The sequence below is a fragment of the Natrinema hispanicum genome, from assembly GCF_900111485.1.
GTDB classification, from domain to species: domain Archaea; phylum Halobacteriota; class Halobacteria; order Halobacteriales; family Natrialbaceae; genus Natrinema; species Natrinema hispanicum_A.
In genome coordinates this window covers 242,630-260,083 of record NZ_FOIC01000001.1, presented here as the reverse complement: position 1 = coordinate 260,083, position 17,454 = coordinate 242,630, and the positions used below count along the sequence as shown (strand labels likewise).

Here is a 17,454-nt window from a genome sequence, read left to right as displayed (position 1 = left end):
CCGAGCGTGTGCTACCAGTGGCCGAACAGCCGCTGGATCACGGTGCGATCGCTCGGTCGCTCGGCGAGCAGCACTGAGCTATCAACCTCGTTGACGACGTCCATATGTAGCGAATCGCTCATCAATCGTGAGATCACGCCCTCCTCGGTCGCACCTATCAACACGAGCGAGTGCTCGGCGGCCTGCCGGCAGATAGCGTCCTCGACGTCACCGGTATCGTCGACGACGATCTCGGCGTCCTCGAGGTCGCGTTCCGTGGCCCACTCAGTGAGGAACTGTTCGCCACGCTCGCGGTCGTCAGGGCGGGCGACGACGTGTTGGAGTGTGATCTCCGCGTCGGCGTGATCGCGAAGCGTCCGTGCGACTTCGGCACTCAGATCCGAATCCGGACCGCCCGCGGTTGGGAGGAGGATACGCGAGGTGTCCAAGTCCCGATCCTTGAGGATGAGGAAGTCACAGGGGAGGTTGCTGGTCAGTTCGTCTATCCGGCCTTCGGCACGCCCCTTGCCCCACGGTCGGTCGTCACCCCAGCCGAGGACCACGAGGTCGGCGCGTTCGCGTTCCGCGGTGTGAAGGACGTCCTCGAACGAGCGGTGGGAGACGACGGTCGACGTCTCGTAGTCGACGTCGTAGGATCGCGCCCGCTGTCGGACGGTTTCCATTCGCTGTTCGGATTCGGAGACGATCCGGTCGGTCTGTCCAGCCCCGTAGCGCATCGAGGCGCGACCCGGCATCTGAACGATGTGGACGGCGTGAACCGTCGCGTTCTCGTGGCTACTGGCGAGGGTACAGGCGAGGTCGACGATCGTCGACTCGGTTCGCGGGTTCGCGATCGGGACGACAACGCGATAGTCACCGTTGCCGGTCCCGTGGGTTTCGGCAGTGTCGATCAACGGGACGTACGACCGGCCCGCGCGGCTACCAAACAGCCACTCCCGGATCGAGAGTTGACGATCGGCACCCTCGAATCGGGCCGACTCGAGACGGCGCTCGCTGGTCTGGAAGTAGTTGACGACAGTGACCAGCACGATGCCACCGATGGTGTTACCGAGCAAGACCGGGAGGACGAACTCGGTCACGCCGACGACGAGGGCGAGTTCGCCGGCCAGCACCATGTAGACCATCTCGGTAAAGGAGACGACGACGTGAAACAGGTTGCCAAGCGGGATCGCGAGGAAGGCCATGTAGACGACGACGAGCCGCGAGATGGTGTCCTGTGAGGCGTAGACGATCCAGACGACGCCGGCGACGATCAGGCCCGCGAACGCTGCCTTGGAGAACAGCGCCCACCACGGCGTTGCGACGCCCTTTTCGGCCAGTTCCATCGCTGCGGTAGCCGCCGGCTCGTCGAAGACGCCGCCCCACGACAGCGCGACCGCGCCGAGGGCACCGCCCGTAAAGTTGCCCGCGAGGACGATCGACCAGTGGCGCAGCAGTGCGGGAATGCTCGCGAGCCGTTCTAACGTCAGCGCGACTGGCGGCAGCGTGTTCTCGGTGTAGAGCTGGTAGCCACCGATAATGATGTAAATGAAGCCAAGCGGATACAGCAGTTTGCTCAAGATCGGATGCCCGTCGGTCGACGCCGTCAGCGATGCATACAGTAAGAACGTAATCGTGATCGCAAAGCCCGCGGCGAGGGCGCTGAAAAACAGTTCGCGACTTCCCGATGTGATCTCCTCGTCTGCTGCGGCGACGATCCGCTGGAAGATCTCGTCGGACGAAAAGCGATCGCGGACAACCGCACCGACCGCCGGTGCACCACTTCTGGAGCGTTCGACTGCTTCACGGACCTGTTCGTGCTCGGGAGGGTCGCGATCGGGTCGCGTCTGATCGGGCGGGTCCGAATTACTCATTAGTAGCTACGCACTCCTAGAGGAACTAAGCGTTTAACATCACCTATCCTAACAGGTCCACGATGGCGACGAAGCTGCCGTACTCCTTTCAGACGGTCTCCTGTCAGTCAGTGCCGGCCGACCGCGACCGTCCTGAGAGTGTACTGGTAACGGGCAACAGTCTCGATCGGAGCAATCCACATAGGGACGGGCCACGTAGGAGCGTCTATGACTCGAGTTCGGACCACGCGAACGCCGGACGGCCGACGGCTCGAGGTCTCGCACGTTCTATCCGTCCCCGCAGCAGACGCGTGGGACGCCCTCATCGATACGACGACGTGGCCCGACTGGTCGCCGATCGTTCTCGGCGTCGAGTCGACCGACCGCCGAATCCAAACGGGAACGACCGGGCGGGTCAGGCTGCCCGGCGTCTGGGTCCCCTTCGAGATTACCGGCTGTACGGAGCGACGATGGACCTGGCGCGTCACCGGGATTCCGGCCGCCGGCCACCGCGTCGACGAACTCAATGACGAGCGCTGCCGGGTCGCATTCGAACTCCCGCTCCACCAGACGGGATACACGCCGGTCAGCCTCCGTGCCTTGGAGAATCTCGAGGCGTTACTCGAGAGCGACGCCGTGGCTGTGGAATAGGGACGTCTCTCCGAGTGGTGTCTTGGTATGTTCGGGATCGCAATAGCAACCGCTCGTGGTTGTTGGAAAGACGGGGTAGGTCAGCAGGTGAACGCGCGTGGAAACCACGAGCGCTGAAAGGTAACTGTCTAACCGTGCCGCCTACCCGCTATTCTCTTGGCTCATCATAAAACACCTCCGGTCCACCGCTCTGATGAGTGTCGGATTCGCCGACGGATCTCGCTCTCCGATCGCTGTGGTCCGTTCGTCCCGTTCAGTCGCCGACGCACTGTGAGGGGGATCGGTGACGTGACCCGCCCACGACAGCGGCGACTACACCGGCTGTCGAACGGCGAGGACGACCAGATCGGAAAACGGCGTGTCGTCTTTTCCGTTTCCGCCGGCGTGTTCCGACAGCCCGCCAAGCGTGAACCGATGGATCTCCTCCTCGTCGTGAGTCAGCTTCTCGAGCACCAGCGCCTCGAGGTCGGGGTCGGCACCCGCCTCGAGTAAAGTAGCGGCGATGTCGCCGGGCATCCGGTCGTAGGGCCGGGGCAACGTGAGCAGATGGCGCTCGTCGTCCGTGACGGCAGCGACGAGCCGGTCCATGTCGGCCTCGAGGTCACCGCTTTTATGCAGCGTGACGAACTCGGTGTCCTCCATCGGGGTTCGGGCGCGGCTGGCTGCCATCTGGATCGCTGAAATACCCGGAATTACGCGAACCGGAATCTCGGGGTCCTCGGACTCGACTACATCCTGTACCTTCCCGACGAACTGATACCCAGAGTGGTTGGGGTCGCCCATCGCGACCGCAGTTCCCGACTTGCCGGCAGCGACGCGCTCGCCGAACGCCTCGAGTGCTTCGGCTTCGTCTTTGTACCCGCAGGTCAGCAGGTCGGCGTCAGTCAGATCCGCGACGAACTCCACGACCGTCGTGAAGCCGACGACGACGTCGGCCTCGCGGATCGCGCGTTCGCCCCGCGGAGTGAGATACTCCTGATTCCCCGGGCCGACGCCGACGGCGTAGACCGGGTCGTCAGTCTCTTCGTCGATATCCGGCTCCGGTGTTGCGGCCGCGAACGTCGCCGGGTCCGGCCCCGCATCGAGGTCGTATTCGTCGCTCATTCGTCCTCCTGTGATGCCCGTTGGGCAGCCGTCAGGTCGAGCTCGAGGTCGTCGGTCCGGACGTCTTTCGCAACGTGGATCAATTCGTTCGTCAGCGCGGCGGCGAGGCCGCTCCCGCCGCGGCGGCCGACGTTTGTAATCGCCGGCACGTCGTATTCCTCGCTGACCTCGCGGATGCGCTGGCGGCTCTCCTCTGCCTTGACGAAGCCGACCGGCGTCGCGACGATGGCGGCCGGTCGAGTGCCGTTCTCGATGCAGTCGGCCAACGCGAACGCGGCCGTCGGCGCGTTGCCGATCGTCGCGATCGCGCCATCGTAGACGCCCTGCTTGTCGAGCTCGAGCACCGAGGCAGCGGTTCGGGTCATCCCCGTCTCCTTTGCTAGCTCCGCGCCGTTGCCGATCGCCTTGCGCTTCTCGCAGTTGTGGCCGCGGCCGGTGATGCCGGCTTTCGACATCGTGATGTCGGTGACGATGGTCGCCTCCTCGAGCACTGCCTGCGCGCCGGCACGGACGGGAGCGTCCTCGTCGTCGCCGAGGTCGTCACTGCCGGTGAACTCGATCAGATGCTGGAACTCGATGTCGCCCATCGAGTGGACCGACTTCTGTCGAACCCGGTCGGCCAGCGTCTCGTCCGGCACGAACTGCCGGACGATGTCCATGCTCGTCTCCGCGATGTCCATCGCGTTCTGCGTCGTTGCGCCCAGGTCCGCGTACTCCTTCTCGAATTCTTGTTGTCCGTCAGTCATCGTTCGTCACCCCCACTGCCTCGTTGGTCGTCTGTGCCTCGAGATCGCCTTCGACCCCGAGATTCAGATCGCGCAGTCGGTCGATCGTCTCGTCGTCGGCGTCCCAGAGATCACGATCGATGGCCTCGAGCAAGGTGTCCGTGATGGACTCGAGCGCCCACGGGTTCACGTCGCGCATCCAGTCCTGTCGATCCTCGTCGAAGGCGAACTTTGCGGCGACTTCTTCCCACAGCGTATCCGAGACGACGCCAGTAGTGGCGTCCCAGCCCAGCGTCACGTCGACCGTCGTCGAGAGATCGCCCGCGCCCTTGTAGCCGTGTTCTTCCATGGACTCGAGCCAGTCGGGGTTGAGCACGCGCGAGCGCATGGCCTTGCGGACCTTCTCCTCGTTGGTGTAGACGTCGACGTTGTCCGGGTCGGAGGAGTCGCCGACATAGGAGGCCGGTTCCTCGCCCGAAATCTCGGAGACGGCGGAGATGAAACCGCCGTGGAAGGCATACCAGTCCGAGGAGTCGAACTCGTCCTGTTCCATCGTGTCCTCGAGTTTGACCGTCGCGTCGACGCTCGAGAGGCGGCGCTCGAAGGCGTCGTGGGCGTCCGAGACCCGACCGCGCGACCCCATCGCGTAGCCGCCCCACTGGACGTAGACGGAAGCGAGGTCGCCGCGGTCGTCCCAGTTGCCTTCGTCAACGGCCTTGTTCGTCCCGGCACCGTAGCCGCCCGGCGTGGTCGTGAAGACGCGGTGTTTCGCCGCTTTGCGGGCCTCTTTCTCGTCGAGCCCTTCCTCGTCCTCGAGTTCAGCTTGCTCTTCCTCGACGTGCTTTTTCACGTAGTTCATCTCGTGGGGCTCGTCGAGGTCGACGACCGCGTCAACGGCGTCGTGGATGACGCCCGCCGCTGCGGGGAACGCGTCGCGGAACAGCCCGGAGACGCGCGTCGTCACGTCGATCCGCGGCCGGTCGAGTTCCTCGAGCGGGATTAGCTCGACGTCGTCGATCCGGCCGGCGTCGGTCCACTGCGGTTCGACGCCCATCATCGCGAGCACCTGGGCGATCGTCTCGCCGCGCGTGCGCACGGTCGGGGTCCCCCAGGCGACCACGCCGATCTCCTCGGGGTACTCGTCGTTTTCGGCGTGGTGGCGTTCGAGGACACCTTCCGCGACCTCCTTTCCGACCTGCCAGGCGGCTTTCGCGGGCACCTTCCGGGGGTCGAGCGTGTAGAAGTTGCGAGCCGTGGGCAGCAGGTCGACACCACCGCGAGTCGGTGCGCCCGACCCACCCGGCGGCACGTACTCTCCCGAGAGGGCGTCCGCAGTGCGGGGGATCTCGTCTTCGGCACCCTGCACACGGGGCTGAGCCTCCTCACAGATGTATGCGAGCGCCTCCCGGAGGTCGTCGTGAGCGCCCGGTTTGGCCTTCGCGTCGCCGATCGTCTCGAGGTCGACGATCATGAGGTTGATGTTGACCTCGTCGTCGGGCCCGCCCTCGAGTTCGGAAACGGGAACGTCGAAGTCGTGTGCGGCCAGCGTCTCGATCAGGTCGACGCTGGTCTCGTAGACGATGTCGGCGGCCTCGGCGTAGGTCATCCCGAGGGCGTCGTCGTAGGTTCCCGGGGAGTCGAGCATCGTCTCGTAGTCGACACCGAGCGCGCCGGCCACGCTCTCGCGCAGGCTCGGCGCACCGGGGTTCTCGAGGCGCGTGAGCGCGACGAGATACTCCACGAGACGTTCGCCTTCCGGCGGCTCGGACATGGTGTGGAGTCCGAGCCGGATCTGGGTCGTCTTCACGTCGGTGAGGTACTCGTGGACGCGTTCGACGAGGTCGTCGATCGAGAGGTCGTCGCCCTCGACGTCGCCTTCCGCGAGCGTCGACCCGGCCTCGTCGGGCCCACGAACGTCGGCCTTCTCGTCGATCGTTCCCGTAATACCTAATTCGACCGCAAGGTCGAGTTCTTCGACCTTCTCGCGGATCAGCGTCTCGAGATGCTCGCCGTCGTCGGCACGGGCGTCTTCCATTCCAGCTTCGCGGTACTGGTTGGCCAGTTCCTCGAGTTCCGAGAGTTCGTCGTACGTCCCAGCCGATCGCATGACTGGCGTGAGGTAGTCGACGATAGCGGCGTAGGAGCGTCGTTTTGCCTGCGTCCCTTCGCCGGGATTGTTGACGATGTAGGGGTAGACGTTCGGGATGTCGTCGATCAACTGATCCGGCGCACTTGCGCCGTTCAGGCCGACCGTCTTGCCGGGGAGCCACTCGAGACTGCCGTGGGTCCCAAGATGGACGACCGCGTCGGTCTCGAACGTGTTTCGCAGCCAGCCGTAGAACGCGTAGTAGTCGTGTGGCGGCTGCAGATCCGAGTCGTGATAGACCTTCGAGGGGTCCATCCCGAACCCGCGTGGCGGCTGGACGGTGACGAGCACGTTGCCGAACTCGACGCCGGGGATCGCGAACGGGCGGTCGGGAACTTCGCCCCATTCCTCGATAATGTTCTCCTGGAAGCGCTCGTCGGCGTTGGCAAACCAGTCCGCGTAGGTGTCCGGCGCAACCACGTCGACCGAGAGATCACGGACGTCTTCCGGTGCGACCCAGCGATCCTCGAGCGTGAGCTGTGCGGTCAGGTTCTCGACGAGCGTCTGGCCGTCCTCGGGCATGTCGTCGCCGAGATCATAGCCGCGAGCATCGAGTTCCTCGAGCAGATTGACCGTCGACTCCGGCGAGTCGAGGCCGAACGCAGTCCCGATTCCGTCGTCGCTCGGCGGGTAGTTGTGGAGGACGACGGCGACCTGCTTGTCCTCGTTGGGGGTGTGTCGCAGCTCGGCCCAGTTGACCGCTAGCCGCGTGGCGTGGTCGATCCGATCCTCGATCGGGAAGTGGTGTTTCGGCGCGGAGCCGATGCCGGCTTCGTCGTCGGTGCGCTCCTTGCCAGAAATCGGGTGCGTAATCACGTTCCCGTCGAACTCCGGCAGCGCAACCGAGAGCGCGAGTTCGAAGCCCATCACGCCCGTATCGCTGGATTCGTAGCGCGAGCGCGAGCGCATCGTGGTGACCGTCTGCAGGACTGGCACGCCGAGCCGGTCGAGGAAGACGTCCTCTGCAGAACTGCCTTCGTCATCGGCACTGCGGCCGCGCTCGTCCATCGAGAGAGAGAACATAAACGAGGAGAGCACAGCGTCGACGATCGGCCCGCCCGAATCGTCTAGCAGCCAGTTGTCGGTCACCCACTCGGCGTCTTCCTGTTCGTCCGTATCGGTCGCCGGATTACAGAAGATCGGCAGGGCGTTGGCCCCCTGTTCCTCGAGTGCGCGGACCTGCGCGTCGACGTACCGGGTGTTCTCGTGGGTCCAGTGGGACTCGTAGAACCAGACCGCGACCGTCGGCTTGTCCGGGTCGTGGGTCGCGAGCAGCTCCTCGTACTCGACTCCCGGGTGGTCGGGGTGGTAGACGCCCTCCGTCGGGAGTTCGGCGGGCTCGTCGTAGTCGACGTCCTGGCCCTCGTACTCGGCGGCGAGGAACCGACATAGGTTCGCGACGTTGATCGTGCCGCCTTTCTCGAGGTAGTCGTAGGCCAGCTCACGGTGTTCAGTAGCGACCGTCGTGTCCTCGACGGCGTAGGCGTCACCGGTCGCTTTGACGATCAGCGGGACGCCCGCGTCCTCGAGCGCGCCCGTCGCGTAGTCGTAGCCCGGCATGCTGTCTTCGGCCCCATGCAGCCAGAAAATCGCTGCCGCGGCGTCGCGCAATTCCTCGACGAACTCCTCGACATCGGCTTCCTCGTCGAGGTCGCTCTCCGAGCGGACGACCAGCTCGATCCCCTCGAGGCGCTCGGCGGCCTGTCCGATCGAGCCGAGTTCGTTTTCCGTCGCAGTATAGATCCCGATCCGTGTCATCGTACTTTTAAACCTCTATTGTATTAGCGCAAGTATGGTTGCAAACGCCGGGGGCAAAAAGCTGTCGTCACTCCCCTTTCCGGCGATCGTCGGACAGGAGGAGCTGAAACGCGTGTTGCTCGCCGTCGCGGCCAATGACGGCCTCGACGGAGCCCTGATAACCGGGGAAAAGGGAACCGCGAAGTCGACTGCGGTGCGAGCGCTCGTCGATCTCCTGCCTAAACAGCGGGCCGTCGCCGACTGCCCGTACGGCTGTTCGCCCGACGACTCGAGCCAGCAGTGTGACGACTGCCGCGGCCGTGATCCTGCAGACCTCCCGGTCGAGACGCGACCCGTGCCGCTTGTGACCCTCCCGCTGGGTGCGACACGGGATCGGGTCGTCGGCACGCTTTCGGTCGAAGACGCGCTGGCGGGCGAGGCCGACTTCGATCCCGGCCTGCTGGCCCGTGCCAACCGCGGCATCCTCTACGTCGATGAGGTCAATCTGCTGGACGACCACCTCGTCGACGTGATCCTCGATGCGGCCGCCAGCGGCGTCAACACCGTCGAACGCGACGGGATCAGCGTCTCTCATCCAGCGGACTTCACCCTGATCGGGACGATGAACCCCGAGGAGGGTGATCTCCGGCCCCAGCTACGGGATCGCTTCGCGCTGCAGGCCACCGTCGAGGGCTGTCGCGAGATCGACGACCGCGTCGAAATCATCGATCGGGCACTCGAGGCCGAGAGTGATCCAGACCCCGAAACGGCGTACACCGACGAGGTCGACGCCTTACGCGAGGAGTTGGCCGCAGCCCGCGAACGCCTCTCGAGCGTCGACCTTCCTGCCGATTTCAAAGCCGAAATCGCCGACCTCTGTCTCGCGGCCGGCGTCGACGGCCACCGGGGCGACGTCGCGACGGCCCGCACCGCTATGACGCTGGCCACACTCGAGGGTCGCGAGACGGTCATCGAATCGGACGTCCACGAGGCAGCGACATACACGCTCCCTCACCGGCTTCGGAGCACCCCCTTCGAGGACGAACCGGATCTCGACGACTTGCTCGAGGATCGCTTCGACGAGGAGTCGCCCGACGACGCCGATGGCGAGGGAGATGGGGACGACGATGACGCCGACGGCGGCGATGGCGACGAGAGTGAACCAGAACCCGAACCGGGAGATGGGGACGAGGACGGCGGCAGCGAGGAATCAGACGACGGCAGCGATGGAGCCGACGGCGACGGCTCGAGCGACGGCGGCGATGGCGACGAACGCGACGATGACGGGCCTGAACAGCGACCAGAAGGGGGAAAACAACCGGCCCAGGCATCCCAATCGTCCGCCGAAACCGGCGACGGGGGGTCAGACGACGACTCGAGCGAGCGTGATTCCGAGTCGGATGAGTCATCCAATGACGAGGATAGCGAGGACGAAACCGCCCAGCCGCTCGTCCCGGGCCAGCAACGCGCCGGAATCGGCGAGGCGGCGGCACCGGACCTCGAGACAGCGACCGTCGAGGGCAGCGAGGGCGCGACCGCGACGGGATCACGGGCGAGTACGGCACCGAGTACGGACAACCGTGGTGCGCGCGTTCGCACCGAGCCCGCCTCGGGCGAAGGCTCGATCGACGCCGCGGCGTCGGTCCGATCAGCGGCGACCCGCGGCGAATCTCGCGTCGCAAAACAGGACCTCCGGCAGTCGGTTCGGGCCGGCGAGACATCGGTGACGATCGTCTTCGCCGTCGACGCCAGCGCCTCGATGCGCCCGGCGATGCGCACCGCCAAGGGCGTCGTCCTCGAGTTACTGCGCGACAGCTACGAACACCGCGATCAGGTCGCGTTCGTCGCCTTCGCCGGCGAGGACGCCGATGTCTTGCTGCCGCCGACCGACAGCGTCTCGCTGGCCGCTCGTCACCTCAAGGATCTGCCCTCGGGCGATCGAACGCCGCTGCCGGCGGGACTCGAGACCTCGAGACAAGTCATCGAGCGCGCCGACACCGACGCATCGGTCGTCGTCCTCGTCACCGACGGTCGGGCGAACGTCGCCGACGGGAGCCCGACGGCGGCGACTCGCAAGGCAGCCCGTGCGCTCGCGACGGACGACACGCGGGTGGTCGTCGTTGACGCCGGCGACGACTCCCGTGCCGGCCTCTCGCAACTCGTCGCAAGCGAGACCGACGGTGAGCGAGTGGATCTCTCGACGCTGTCGGTCGAGCGGGTCCGGGCGGCCGCCGAGCGAGCGGCCGATGAGAGCCAGCGCTCATAAAACAGGACAACTGTCCGAAACGAGGGAGAAGGCGGATCAACACCCCTTTGAACGCCCCTCGGCTGTTATCCGACGGAAATCGATGACGGGGGATGAGCAAGTCGCCGACGAATCCGTCGGTGATGCGATCGAGTACGGAATCGACGACAAGCCACCGCTCGGTGAATCGATAGTGCTCGGGGTCCAGCACTATCTGACGATGGTCGGTGCGAACATCGCAGTGCCGCTGATCCTGGCCGGCGCGATGGGGATGCCTCCGGGTGTGACTGCCCACTTCATCGGGACGTTCTTCGTCGTTTCGGGGATCGCGACGCTCGCCCAGACGACGTTCGGGAACCGGTATCCGATCGTCCAGGGCGCGCCGTTCTCGATGCTTGCGCCGGCGCTGGCGATTGTCGGCGTCGTCACTGCCGGCGGCGTCTCGGGACAGCCAGACTGGCAGGCCGCACTGTTACAACTTCAGGGAGCGATTATCGTCGCCGCTACCGTCGAGATCGCAATGGGATACTTCGGTCTGGTCGGGAAACTGCGCAATTACCTCTCGCCGGTGGTCATCGCGCCAACGATCGCGCTGATCGGATTATCGTTGTTCAATGCCCCCCAGATCACCACGGCGAATCAGAGCTGGTGGCTGCTTGGACTCACGCTTGGTCTCATTCTACTCTTTTCGCAATATCTCGACGTTCGACACAAGGCGTTCCGGCTCTATCCAGTAATCCTCGCACTCGTGATTTCATGGCTCATCGCCGCCGCGCTATCGGTGTTCGGCGTGATCGGTGGGGCCCATCCGGGCTACGTCGACCTCGGTCAGGTCGCGGGCAGTGATCTGCTGCTCCTGATTTATCCGTTCCAATGGGGCACTCCGCAAATAACGACCGCGTTCGTCATCGGGATGTTCGCCGGCGTGCTGGCCTCGATCGTCGAGAGCATCGGCGACTACTACGCGGTGGCGAACATTTCGGGTGCGGGTGCGCCAAGCGAGAAGCGGATCAACCACGGCATCGGCATGGAAGGACTGATGAACGTCTTCTCGGGAATCATGGGGACCGCCGGCTCGACGTCGTACTCTGAAAATATCGGTGCGATCGGCCTGACCGGTGTCGCCTCTCGGTACGTCGTCCAGATCGGAGCCGTCGTCATGCTGTTCGTCGGCTTCATCGGCTATTTCGGGCAGTTGATCGCGACGATCCCCGATCCGATCGTCGGCGGACTCTTTATTGCTATGTTCGGCCAGATCGTCGCCGTCGGCATCTCGAATCTGCGTCACGTTGATCTCGCCTCCTCGAGAAACACCTTCATCATCGGCTTCGCTCTCTTCGTCGGGCTGGCGATCCCGGCGTACATGGGTAACTTCGAGAGCACGGTCGCGTTCCGTGAAGCCGTCGACCTCGAGGGCATGATTGGTGCGACCGGCCTGGCGAACACGGCCGCCGCAACTGCGATCGAAGCCGCGGCGCAGGCCGTCATCGACACGATCTACATCATCGGCTCGACCGGGATGGCCATCGGCGGACTCGCGGCACTGGTTCTCGACAACACCGTTCCTGGCTCCCGCGAGGAGCGCGGGCTTGCGGCGTGGGATCGCATCTCCGAAGACGAGTCGGAGTTCGACTCGGTCTGGGACCGCTGGCTGGGACCGGAGTAGGGGGTCGGTCCCGACTGTGCGAGGCGGTGAGCGAACTAGCCGCCCCTTTCTCAGCCAATGCGAACGCAACCCGGCATTCTAAGAGCGAGCGGTCCCCAGCCTGTGTATGGCAGCACTCGAGCTCGACGACGGAACCATCCACTATCAGACGAGCGGCGACGGCCGGCCGCTGGTGTTCGTCCACGGCGGATGGATGGACGGAACGGCCTGGGAGCCACAGGTCAACCACTTCGCCGACGAGTATCGGGTCGTCACGCTCGACGTTCGCGGCCACGGCAGTACCGGCGCGACCGACGCCGACCAGTACTCGATCGAACTCTTTACCGACGACCTCGAGGCGCTGCTATCCCGTCTCGAGGGCGACCAGCCGATCCTCTGTGGGCTCTCGCTCGGGTCGATGGTCGTCCAGGAGTTTCTGGACCGCCATCCAAACAGTGCCTCGGCCGCGATCTTGGGCGGGGCGGTGCGATCGATGCCGCCGGTCGAACTCCCGACGGCGATGAAATCGTTGTGGTCGCCGCTGCCGGCGCTGACGACGTCGCTGTCGCTGTCGGGCTCGACGGGGACCTTCCAGTCGATGCTGCAGTCGATTCAAGCGACGACTGGCAAGCGGTGGCTGTCTGTCGACTCCGACGTCAGAGCCGAAGCGATCGACGGCGTCGGCGACATCTCGGCGACGGAGTATCGCAAGATCTTCGATGCGCTCTATCAGTACGATCCGCCCGAGTTAACCGGCGTCGAGACGCCGACGCTCGTCGTCCACGGCGACCAGGAGGCTTCGCTCGTCAAGCGACAGGGTTCCCAGATCGCCGCGGAAGTTGCCGACGGCACGCGAGTAGAACTGTCCGACTCGGGCCATCTGGTCAATCTGGACCGGCCGCATGCGTTCAATCGGGTGACGGCTAACTTCCTCGAGAGAGTTACCGCGGCGTAGCAACTGAAACGGTCGACAATCAACCGCATCGTCCGCCGGTCTCGCTCACGGGACGCTCCGAACCGCACACCCGTCGATCGACACCGACGGCGATGACAACCTCGTGGCCCGGAGTGATACAGCCGTCTGTAACTCAATTTGGGACGCCCGCGGCCGTTCTGCAAGTGCACCGGAAACTCGGCACAACAGGCCGTGTGAAACGGATTTATGGACCCTATAGTGAACCACCAAACAGTAGAATCGTCGCCTAATGAAATCTCGCAGACCTGTGTCTGACACACGGCATAGCCAACAGCGCTCCTCGAGCGACCGCTCAGATCGGTATCGTCCGGATGGCGTCCCGGTTTCGACAGTGACCGAGACCGGGAGTGTGGAGACGACCGACTGGTTGTCCACTGACCGGGTCCCACCGACGGTCCTGTCGGTCGGCGAGCCGATGGGTGTGTAACGTACTGACACTATCTCTCAAGCCCAAAATTATCGATAATGCGCCGCAATGCCCAACACAGCCGAACGGAGACCCGATCGATTCAGCGTAGCGTCCAGATCCTGCTTACCGTCTGTGGCATCGTGTTCCTGCTGGCTGGCCTGGTACTCGCCGCGAGCGGTGCGTCCGTCAGCAGCGCCGTCGGCTCGGTCAGCGACAGGCTCGACGATGTCCAACAGCCGGCCGACGACGGTGGCGACACGGCCGACAGCAACTCGGTAGGCGATGGCGATACGACCGATGGGACCGGCGGGACAGCCAACGAAACGGAAGAGACGGATAGTACCGACAGTACGGACACACAAACGGACGGAACTGACAGTACGGACACCCAGACGGATGGTACCGACAGCACGGACACTCAGGCGGACAGTTCCGATAGTACCGACACCCAAGCGGACGGAACCGACAGCACGAACTCCGACGGCAGCAACGAGACGACGACCGACAAATCGCACGTACTGACGGCAGTCGTCGAATCACAGAACGGCGATGTGATCGACAACGCCACCGTTACCGTCGATCCCGGATCAGCCTCGAACGTCTCGAAATCGGTTGACGAGAACGGAGAGACCGAATTCGTGCTCGAGGACGGCGAGTACGCAGTTACTGCGGACGCGGACGGCTACAAAACCACGGAGAAATCCGTTCAGGTCGATGGTGCAGACCAGACGATCACGCTAACGCTCGAGCAACAGACCCAAGCCGGCGACGGCACCGACGATAGCGATGGGACGCACACGCTTGCAGTGACCGTCAAGGACGAGAACGGCACTGCGGTCGAGAATGCGACCGTCGAGGTCGCAGAGGACGCCCTCCTCTTTGGCTCGAACGAGAAGGAAACGAAAGAAGTTAACGACGATGGTGAGGCGACGTTCGAACTCGAGGACGGCGAGTACGCGGTCACCGCAAACGCGGACGGGTACACGTTCGCGGAGCCGAAGCCGCGACCTGTCACGATCGATGGCGGGGACGAATCGATCACGCTGACACTCGAGTCGAAAGACGGCTAACCACGGCGCACCGCCGGCCGTGGTGTAGTGGCGGCCGTTCGTGTGAGGACGTGGTTGTGGTTCTCGTTTTGTCGGCGGCAGTACGGTCTCGACCACATCCGAATACCGCTCTCCGAGACGGCGGGCTGTACGCATCTCCGTTCGAGACGGCGATGATCGACCGCTCGAGTACGCCAGATGAGCCATGTCTCGAACAACGACCCTCGCTATCGGTCTCGAGACACTGGACCGCTGTTGATTCATACGGACTACTGTCAGTCAGTTCCAGCGTATCCGCGACCCGTCCTGCGGATGCGCCGGGAATTCGTTACAGTAGACCGTATCAGCCCCGACCGATAGCGAAGACCGAACGCTGGACGCTGGTTCTTCCACCAGTTGGGGACGACCCCAACGTCGGTCGAGACGACCGGCAGAGTACATGCGGTGGCGTCAGCGAACCGTGTCATAGCCCGACGAACTGCACTGTCAGCGACACCGATGGACCTCCTCGGTGGCCTCGAGCGGGCTATCGGAGATGAGTGTCGATCCAACAGCCACGAGTCGATAACCGAACCCGCTGTCGACTCGGTCTCACCACGAACTGCCTCGCCGAGTGCTGGGTCAGGCAACGGGCCGAGCTGTCCGGGGGCACCGAGAGAGGAGGCTGTCCGATCGTCGTTCGAGAGTAGGCAATCGGTCATGGTGATCCTGCTCTGTCGCTCGAGCAGTGTAACTCACTGCAACGGCGTTTCAACACTCGTCGCTTGTCTGCACCGCTGCAGCTACTGACAGTGTGAGGGGACACGACGCGCGGCTTCGAGCCGTGAACCGGTGGCGTCGAACTGACCGCGAAAAAACGTTAGCTGTGCGACGAGCCGATCATTCGACCGTCACGCTTTTCGCGAGATTGCGTGGTTTGTCGATCGGCCGCTCGAGCTGTTTCGCAGCGTGGTAGGACAGCAACTGCAACTGGACGTTCGCAAGCAGCCCAGCCCAGACGGGGTGGGTCTCGGGAACCGACAGGTGTGCGTCGGCGACGTCGACGAGGGGATGGTCGGTGGGTCCGACGGCGACGATCGGCGCACCGCGGGACTTGGCTTCGATCGCGTTCGTCTTCGTCTTCTCGTCGTCACCGCTCGTGTAGACCGCAAACAGCGGCGTCTCCTCGGTCACGAGCGCCAGCGGCCCGTGTTTGAGTTCGCCGGCGGCGAACCCTTCCGCGTGCTCGTAGGTAATCTCCTTGAATTTTAGCGCACCCTCGAGCGCGACGGAACGACCGAGCCCGCTGCCGATGAAGAAGAACGACTCGCTGTCGAGGGTGTCCTGTGCAAGCGTCTCAGCGTGGGTCGACTCGAGGACGGTCTCGACGTGCTCTGGCAGATCTGCGAGCGCCTCGAGCATCGCCGCTCGGTCGTCGGCGGGGGTCGCGTCAGGAACGTCACCGGCGATGCGCTGGGAGAGGAGCGCGAGCGTGACCGCCTGCGAGGAGTAGGTCTTCGTCGCGGCGACGCCGACCTCCGGGCCGGCGCGGATGTAGACCGCGTCGTCGGCTTCGCGGGCGGCCGTCGAACCGACGACGTTGGTGACGGCGAGGGTTCGCGCGCCGCGATCGGCCGCGGTTCGGAGCGCATCGAGGGTATCGGCTGTCTCGCCGCTTTGTGTGACCGCGATGGTGAGCGTGGTTTCGTCGACCGGTCCGGTCGTCGACTCGTACTCGCTGGCTCGGAGGACGTCGGCCCGAATCCCGGCCTCGCGAACCAACTGGCTGCCGTACATCGCCGCGTGATACGATGTCCCGCAGGCAACGAACTGGACCGACTCGATCCCGTCGAACGAGCCCGGTGGCAGGGCCTCGAACGCGACATCGCCATCCTCGACCCGGCCTTCGATCGTATTGGCGAGGGAGGTCGGCTGGTTGTGGATCTCCTTTAACATGTAATGGTCGTACTCGCCTTTGCCCGCATCTTCGGGATCCCAATCGACGGTGTCGACCGGCCGCTCGATCGGATTCCCGTCGAGATCGGTGATCTGGTAGGAGTCGGGCTCGAGGACCACCAGATCGCCATCCTCGAGGTAGATCACCTCGTCGGTGTGATCGAGGAACGCCGGGACGTCGCTGGCGAGGAACCACTCTTCCTCATCGAGCCCGAGGACGAGCGGCGATCCTTTCCGTGCGGCGTAGACCGCCTCTTCGCCGTCGACGATCGCGGCGATCGCGTAGCTCCCTTCGAGCGTGTCGACAGCCCGGCGAACGGCCTGCTCGGTGTCGCCGGTCGCGTCCCGATACTCGTCGATGAGGTGGGGAATGACTTCGGTGTCAGTGTCGCTGTCGAACTCGTGGCCCTTCTCCTGAAGCTCCGCTCGGAGTTCATCGTAGTTGTCGATGACGCCGTTGTGAACCACCGCGACGTCACCGGCCGTGTCCGTATGCGGATGGGCGTTCTCGTCAGTCGGGGGCCCGTGGGTACTCCAGCGGGTATGGCCGATTCCCATATTTCCGTGTGGCTGTGTACTCAACGTCGATTTGAGGTCGGAGACCTCGCCCGAACATTTGTGGACCTTGACGCCGGAGCCGTTCTGGACGGCGATGCCTGCCGAGTCGTAGCCCCGGTATTCGAGGTTCTCGAGCCCCGAGAGGAGCGTCTCTGCTGCGTTCCCGTGACCGATTCGCGCGATAATCCCGCACATCAGCCGATCACCTCCGGCTGTACGGCCGGCGACCACGCCGCATCGGCTGCGTCGTGTGCGGCGGGGCAATCGACGGCTGTGACGGACGTATCGAGTCGGCTCGAGACCGCTGCGGTGAGTGCAGTACTGTTCCGTGTCATTGGTATCGTCGAACCCGTCCGCGCTCTGCTGTCGGACCGGGCGTCACTTCCACCACGGACAACAGCGGCCATTACTATACCACGAATAAGACGATACCACGAACGCG

General features: G+C 64.3%; 12 protein-coding genes. 6 read left to right on the top strand and 6 right to left on the bottom strand.

The annotated features are described in order from the left end of the window. Positions 1-11: 11 nt before the first annotated feature. Complete coding sequence (locus BSG09_RS01305) at positions 12-1,853, bottom strand: formate/nitrite transporter family protein (protein ID WP_092929287.1); 1,842 nt, start codon at positions 1,851-1,853, stop codon at positions 12-14. 207 nt (positions 1,854-2,060) lie between these two features. Between BSG09_RS01305 and BSG09_RS01300 the strand changes: the two genes are divergently transcribed. Then, positions 2,061-2,483, top strand: a complete 423-nt coding sequence (locus BSG09_RS01300; RefSeq protein WP_092929285.1) for an SRPBCC family protein — start codon at positions 2,061-2,063, stop codon at positions 2,481-2,483. Between the two features lie 312 nt (positions 2,484-2,795). Here the strand turns inward: BSG09_RS01300 and BSG09_RS01295 are convergent, their stop codons facing one another. Genes BSG09_RS01295 through cobN form a run of 3 tightly spaced genes read right to left on the bottom strand, consistent with a single transcriptional unit; the run spans position 2,796 to position 8,216 of the window. After that, positions 2,796-3,587, bottom strand: a complete 792-nt coding sequence (locus BSG09_RS01295; protein ID WP_092929283.1) for a cobalt-precorrin-7 (C(5))-methyltransferase — start codon at positions 3,585-3,587, stop codon at positions 2,796-2,798. Beyond that, on the bottom strand, positions 3,584-4,333 hold the full coding sequence (locus BSG09_RS01290; protein ID WP_092929281.1) for a precorrin-8X methylmutase: 750 nt from the start codon (positions 4,331-4,333) through the stop codon (positions 3,584-3,586). The genes BSG09_RS01295 and BSG09_RS01290 overlap by 4 nt, the downstream gene beginning before the upstream one ends. After that, a complete protein-coding gene (gene cobN / locus BSG09_RS01285) occupies positions 4,326-8,216 on the bottom strand; it encodes a cobaltochelatase subunit CobN (protein ID WP_092929279.1) in 3,891 nt (1,296 codons plus the stop codon). The genes BSG09_RS01290 and cobN overlap by 8 nt, the downstream gene beginning before the upstream one ends. Positions 8,217-8,250: 34 nt before the next feature. Here cobN and BSG09_RS01280 point away from each other — a divergent pair, with 34 nt between their 5' ends. The 5 genes from BSG09_RS01280 (at position 8,251) to BSG09_RS01265 (ending at position 14,540) form a co-directional block, all read left to right on the top strand. Continuing rightward, positions 8,251-10,461 carry a VWA domain-containing protein gene (locus tag BSG09_RS01280; RefSeq protein ID WP_092929277.1) on the top strand — a complete coding sequence of 737 codons (2,211 nt, stop codon included), beginning with the start codon at positions 8,251-8,253 and terminating at the stop codon, positions 10,459-10,461. An 82-nt stretch (positions 10,462-10,543) separates the two neighbouring features. Beyond that, entirely contained in the window at positions 10,544-12,106 is a 1,563-nt protein-coding gene (locus tag BSG09_RS01275) for a uracil-xanthine permease family protein (protein WP_092929275.1), read from the top strand. Between the two features lie 106 nt (positions 12,107-12,212). After that, complete coding sequence (locus BSG09_RS01270; protein ID WP_092929273.1) at positions 12,213-13,040, top strand: alpha/beta fold hydrolase; 828 nt, start codon at positions 12,213-12,215, stop codon at positions 13,038-13,040. A gap of 268 nt (positions 13,041-13,308) precedes the next feature. After that, positions 13,309-13,488: a hypothetical protein gene (locus tag BSG09_RS20075; protein WP_139246176.1), complete on the top strand. Its 180-nt coding sequence runs from the start codon at positions 13,309-13,311 to the stop codon at positions 13,486-13,488. Between the two features lie 38 nt (positions 13,489-13,526). Further along, complete coding sequence (locus tag BSG09_RS01265) at positions 13,527-14,540, top strand: carboxypeptidase regulatory-like domain-containing protein (RefSeq protein WP_092929271.1); 1,014 nt, start codon at positions 13,527-13,529, stop codon at positions 14,538-14,540. 858 nt (positions 14,541-15,398) lie between these two features. On the opposite strand, the gene glmS is transcribed toward BSG09_RS01265, so the two are convergent. Together glmS and BSG09_RS20575 are read right to left on the bottom strand one after the other, a co-directional pair. Continuing rightward, positions 15,399-17,207, bottom strand: coding sequence for a glutamine--fructose-6-phosphate transaminase (isomerizing) (gene glmS / locus BSG09_RS01260; RefSeq protein WP_092929269.1), 1,809 nt, complete (start codon positions 17,205-17,207; stop codon positions 15,399-15,401). Continuing rightward, complete coding sequence (locus BSG09_RS20575) at positions 17,207-17,347, bottom strand: hypothetical protein (protein WP_175542116.1); 141 nt, start codon at positions 17,345-17,347, stop codon at positions 17,207-17,209. Before BSG09_RS20575 ends, glmS begins: the two co-directional genes overlap by 1 nt. Positions 17,348-17,454 lie beyond the last annotated feature (107 nt).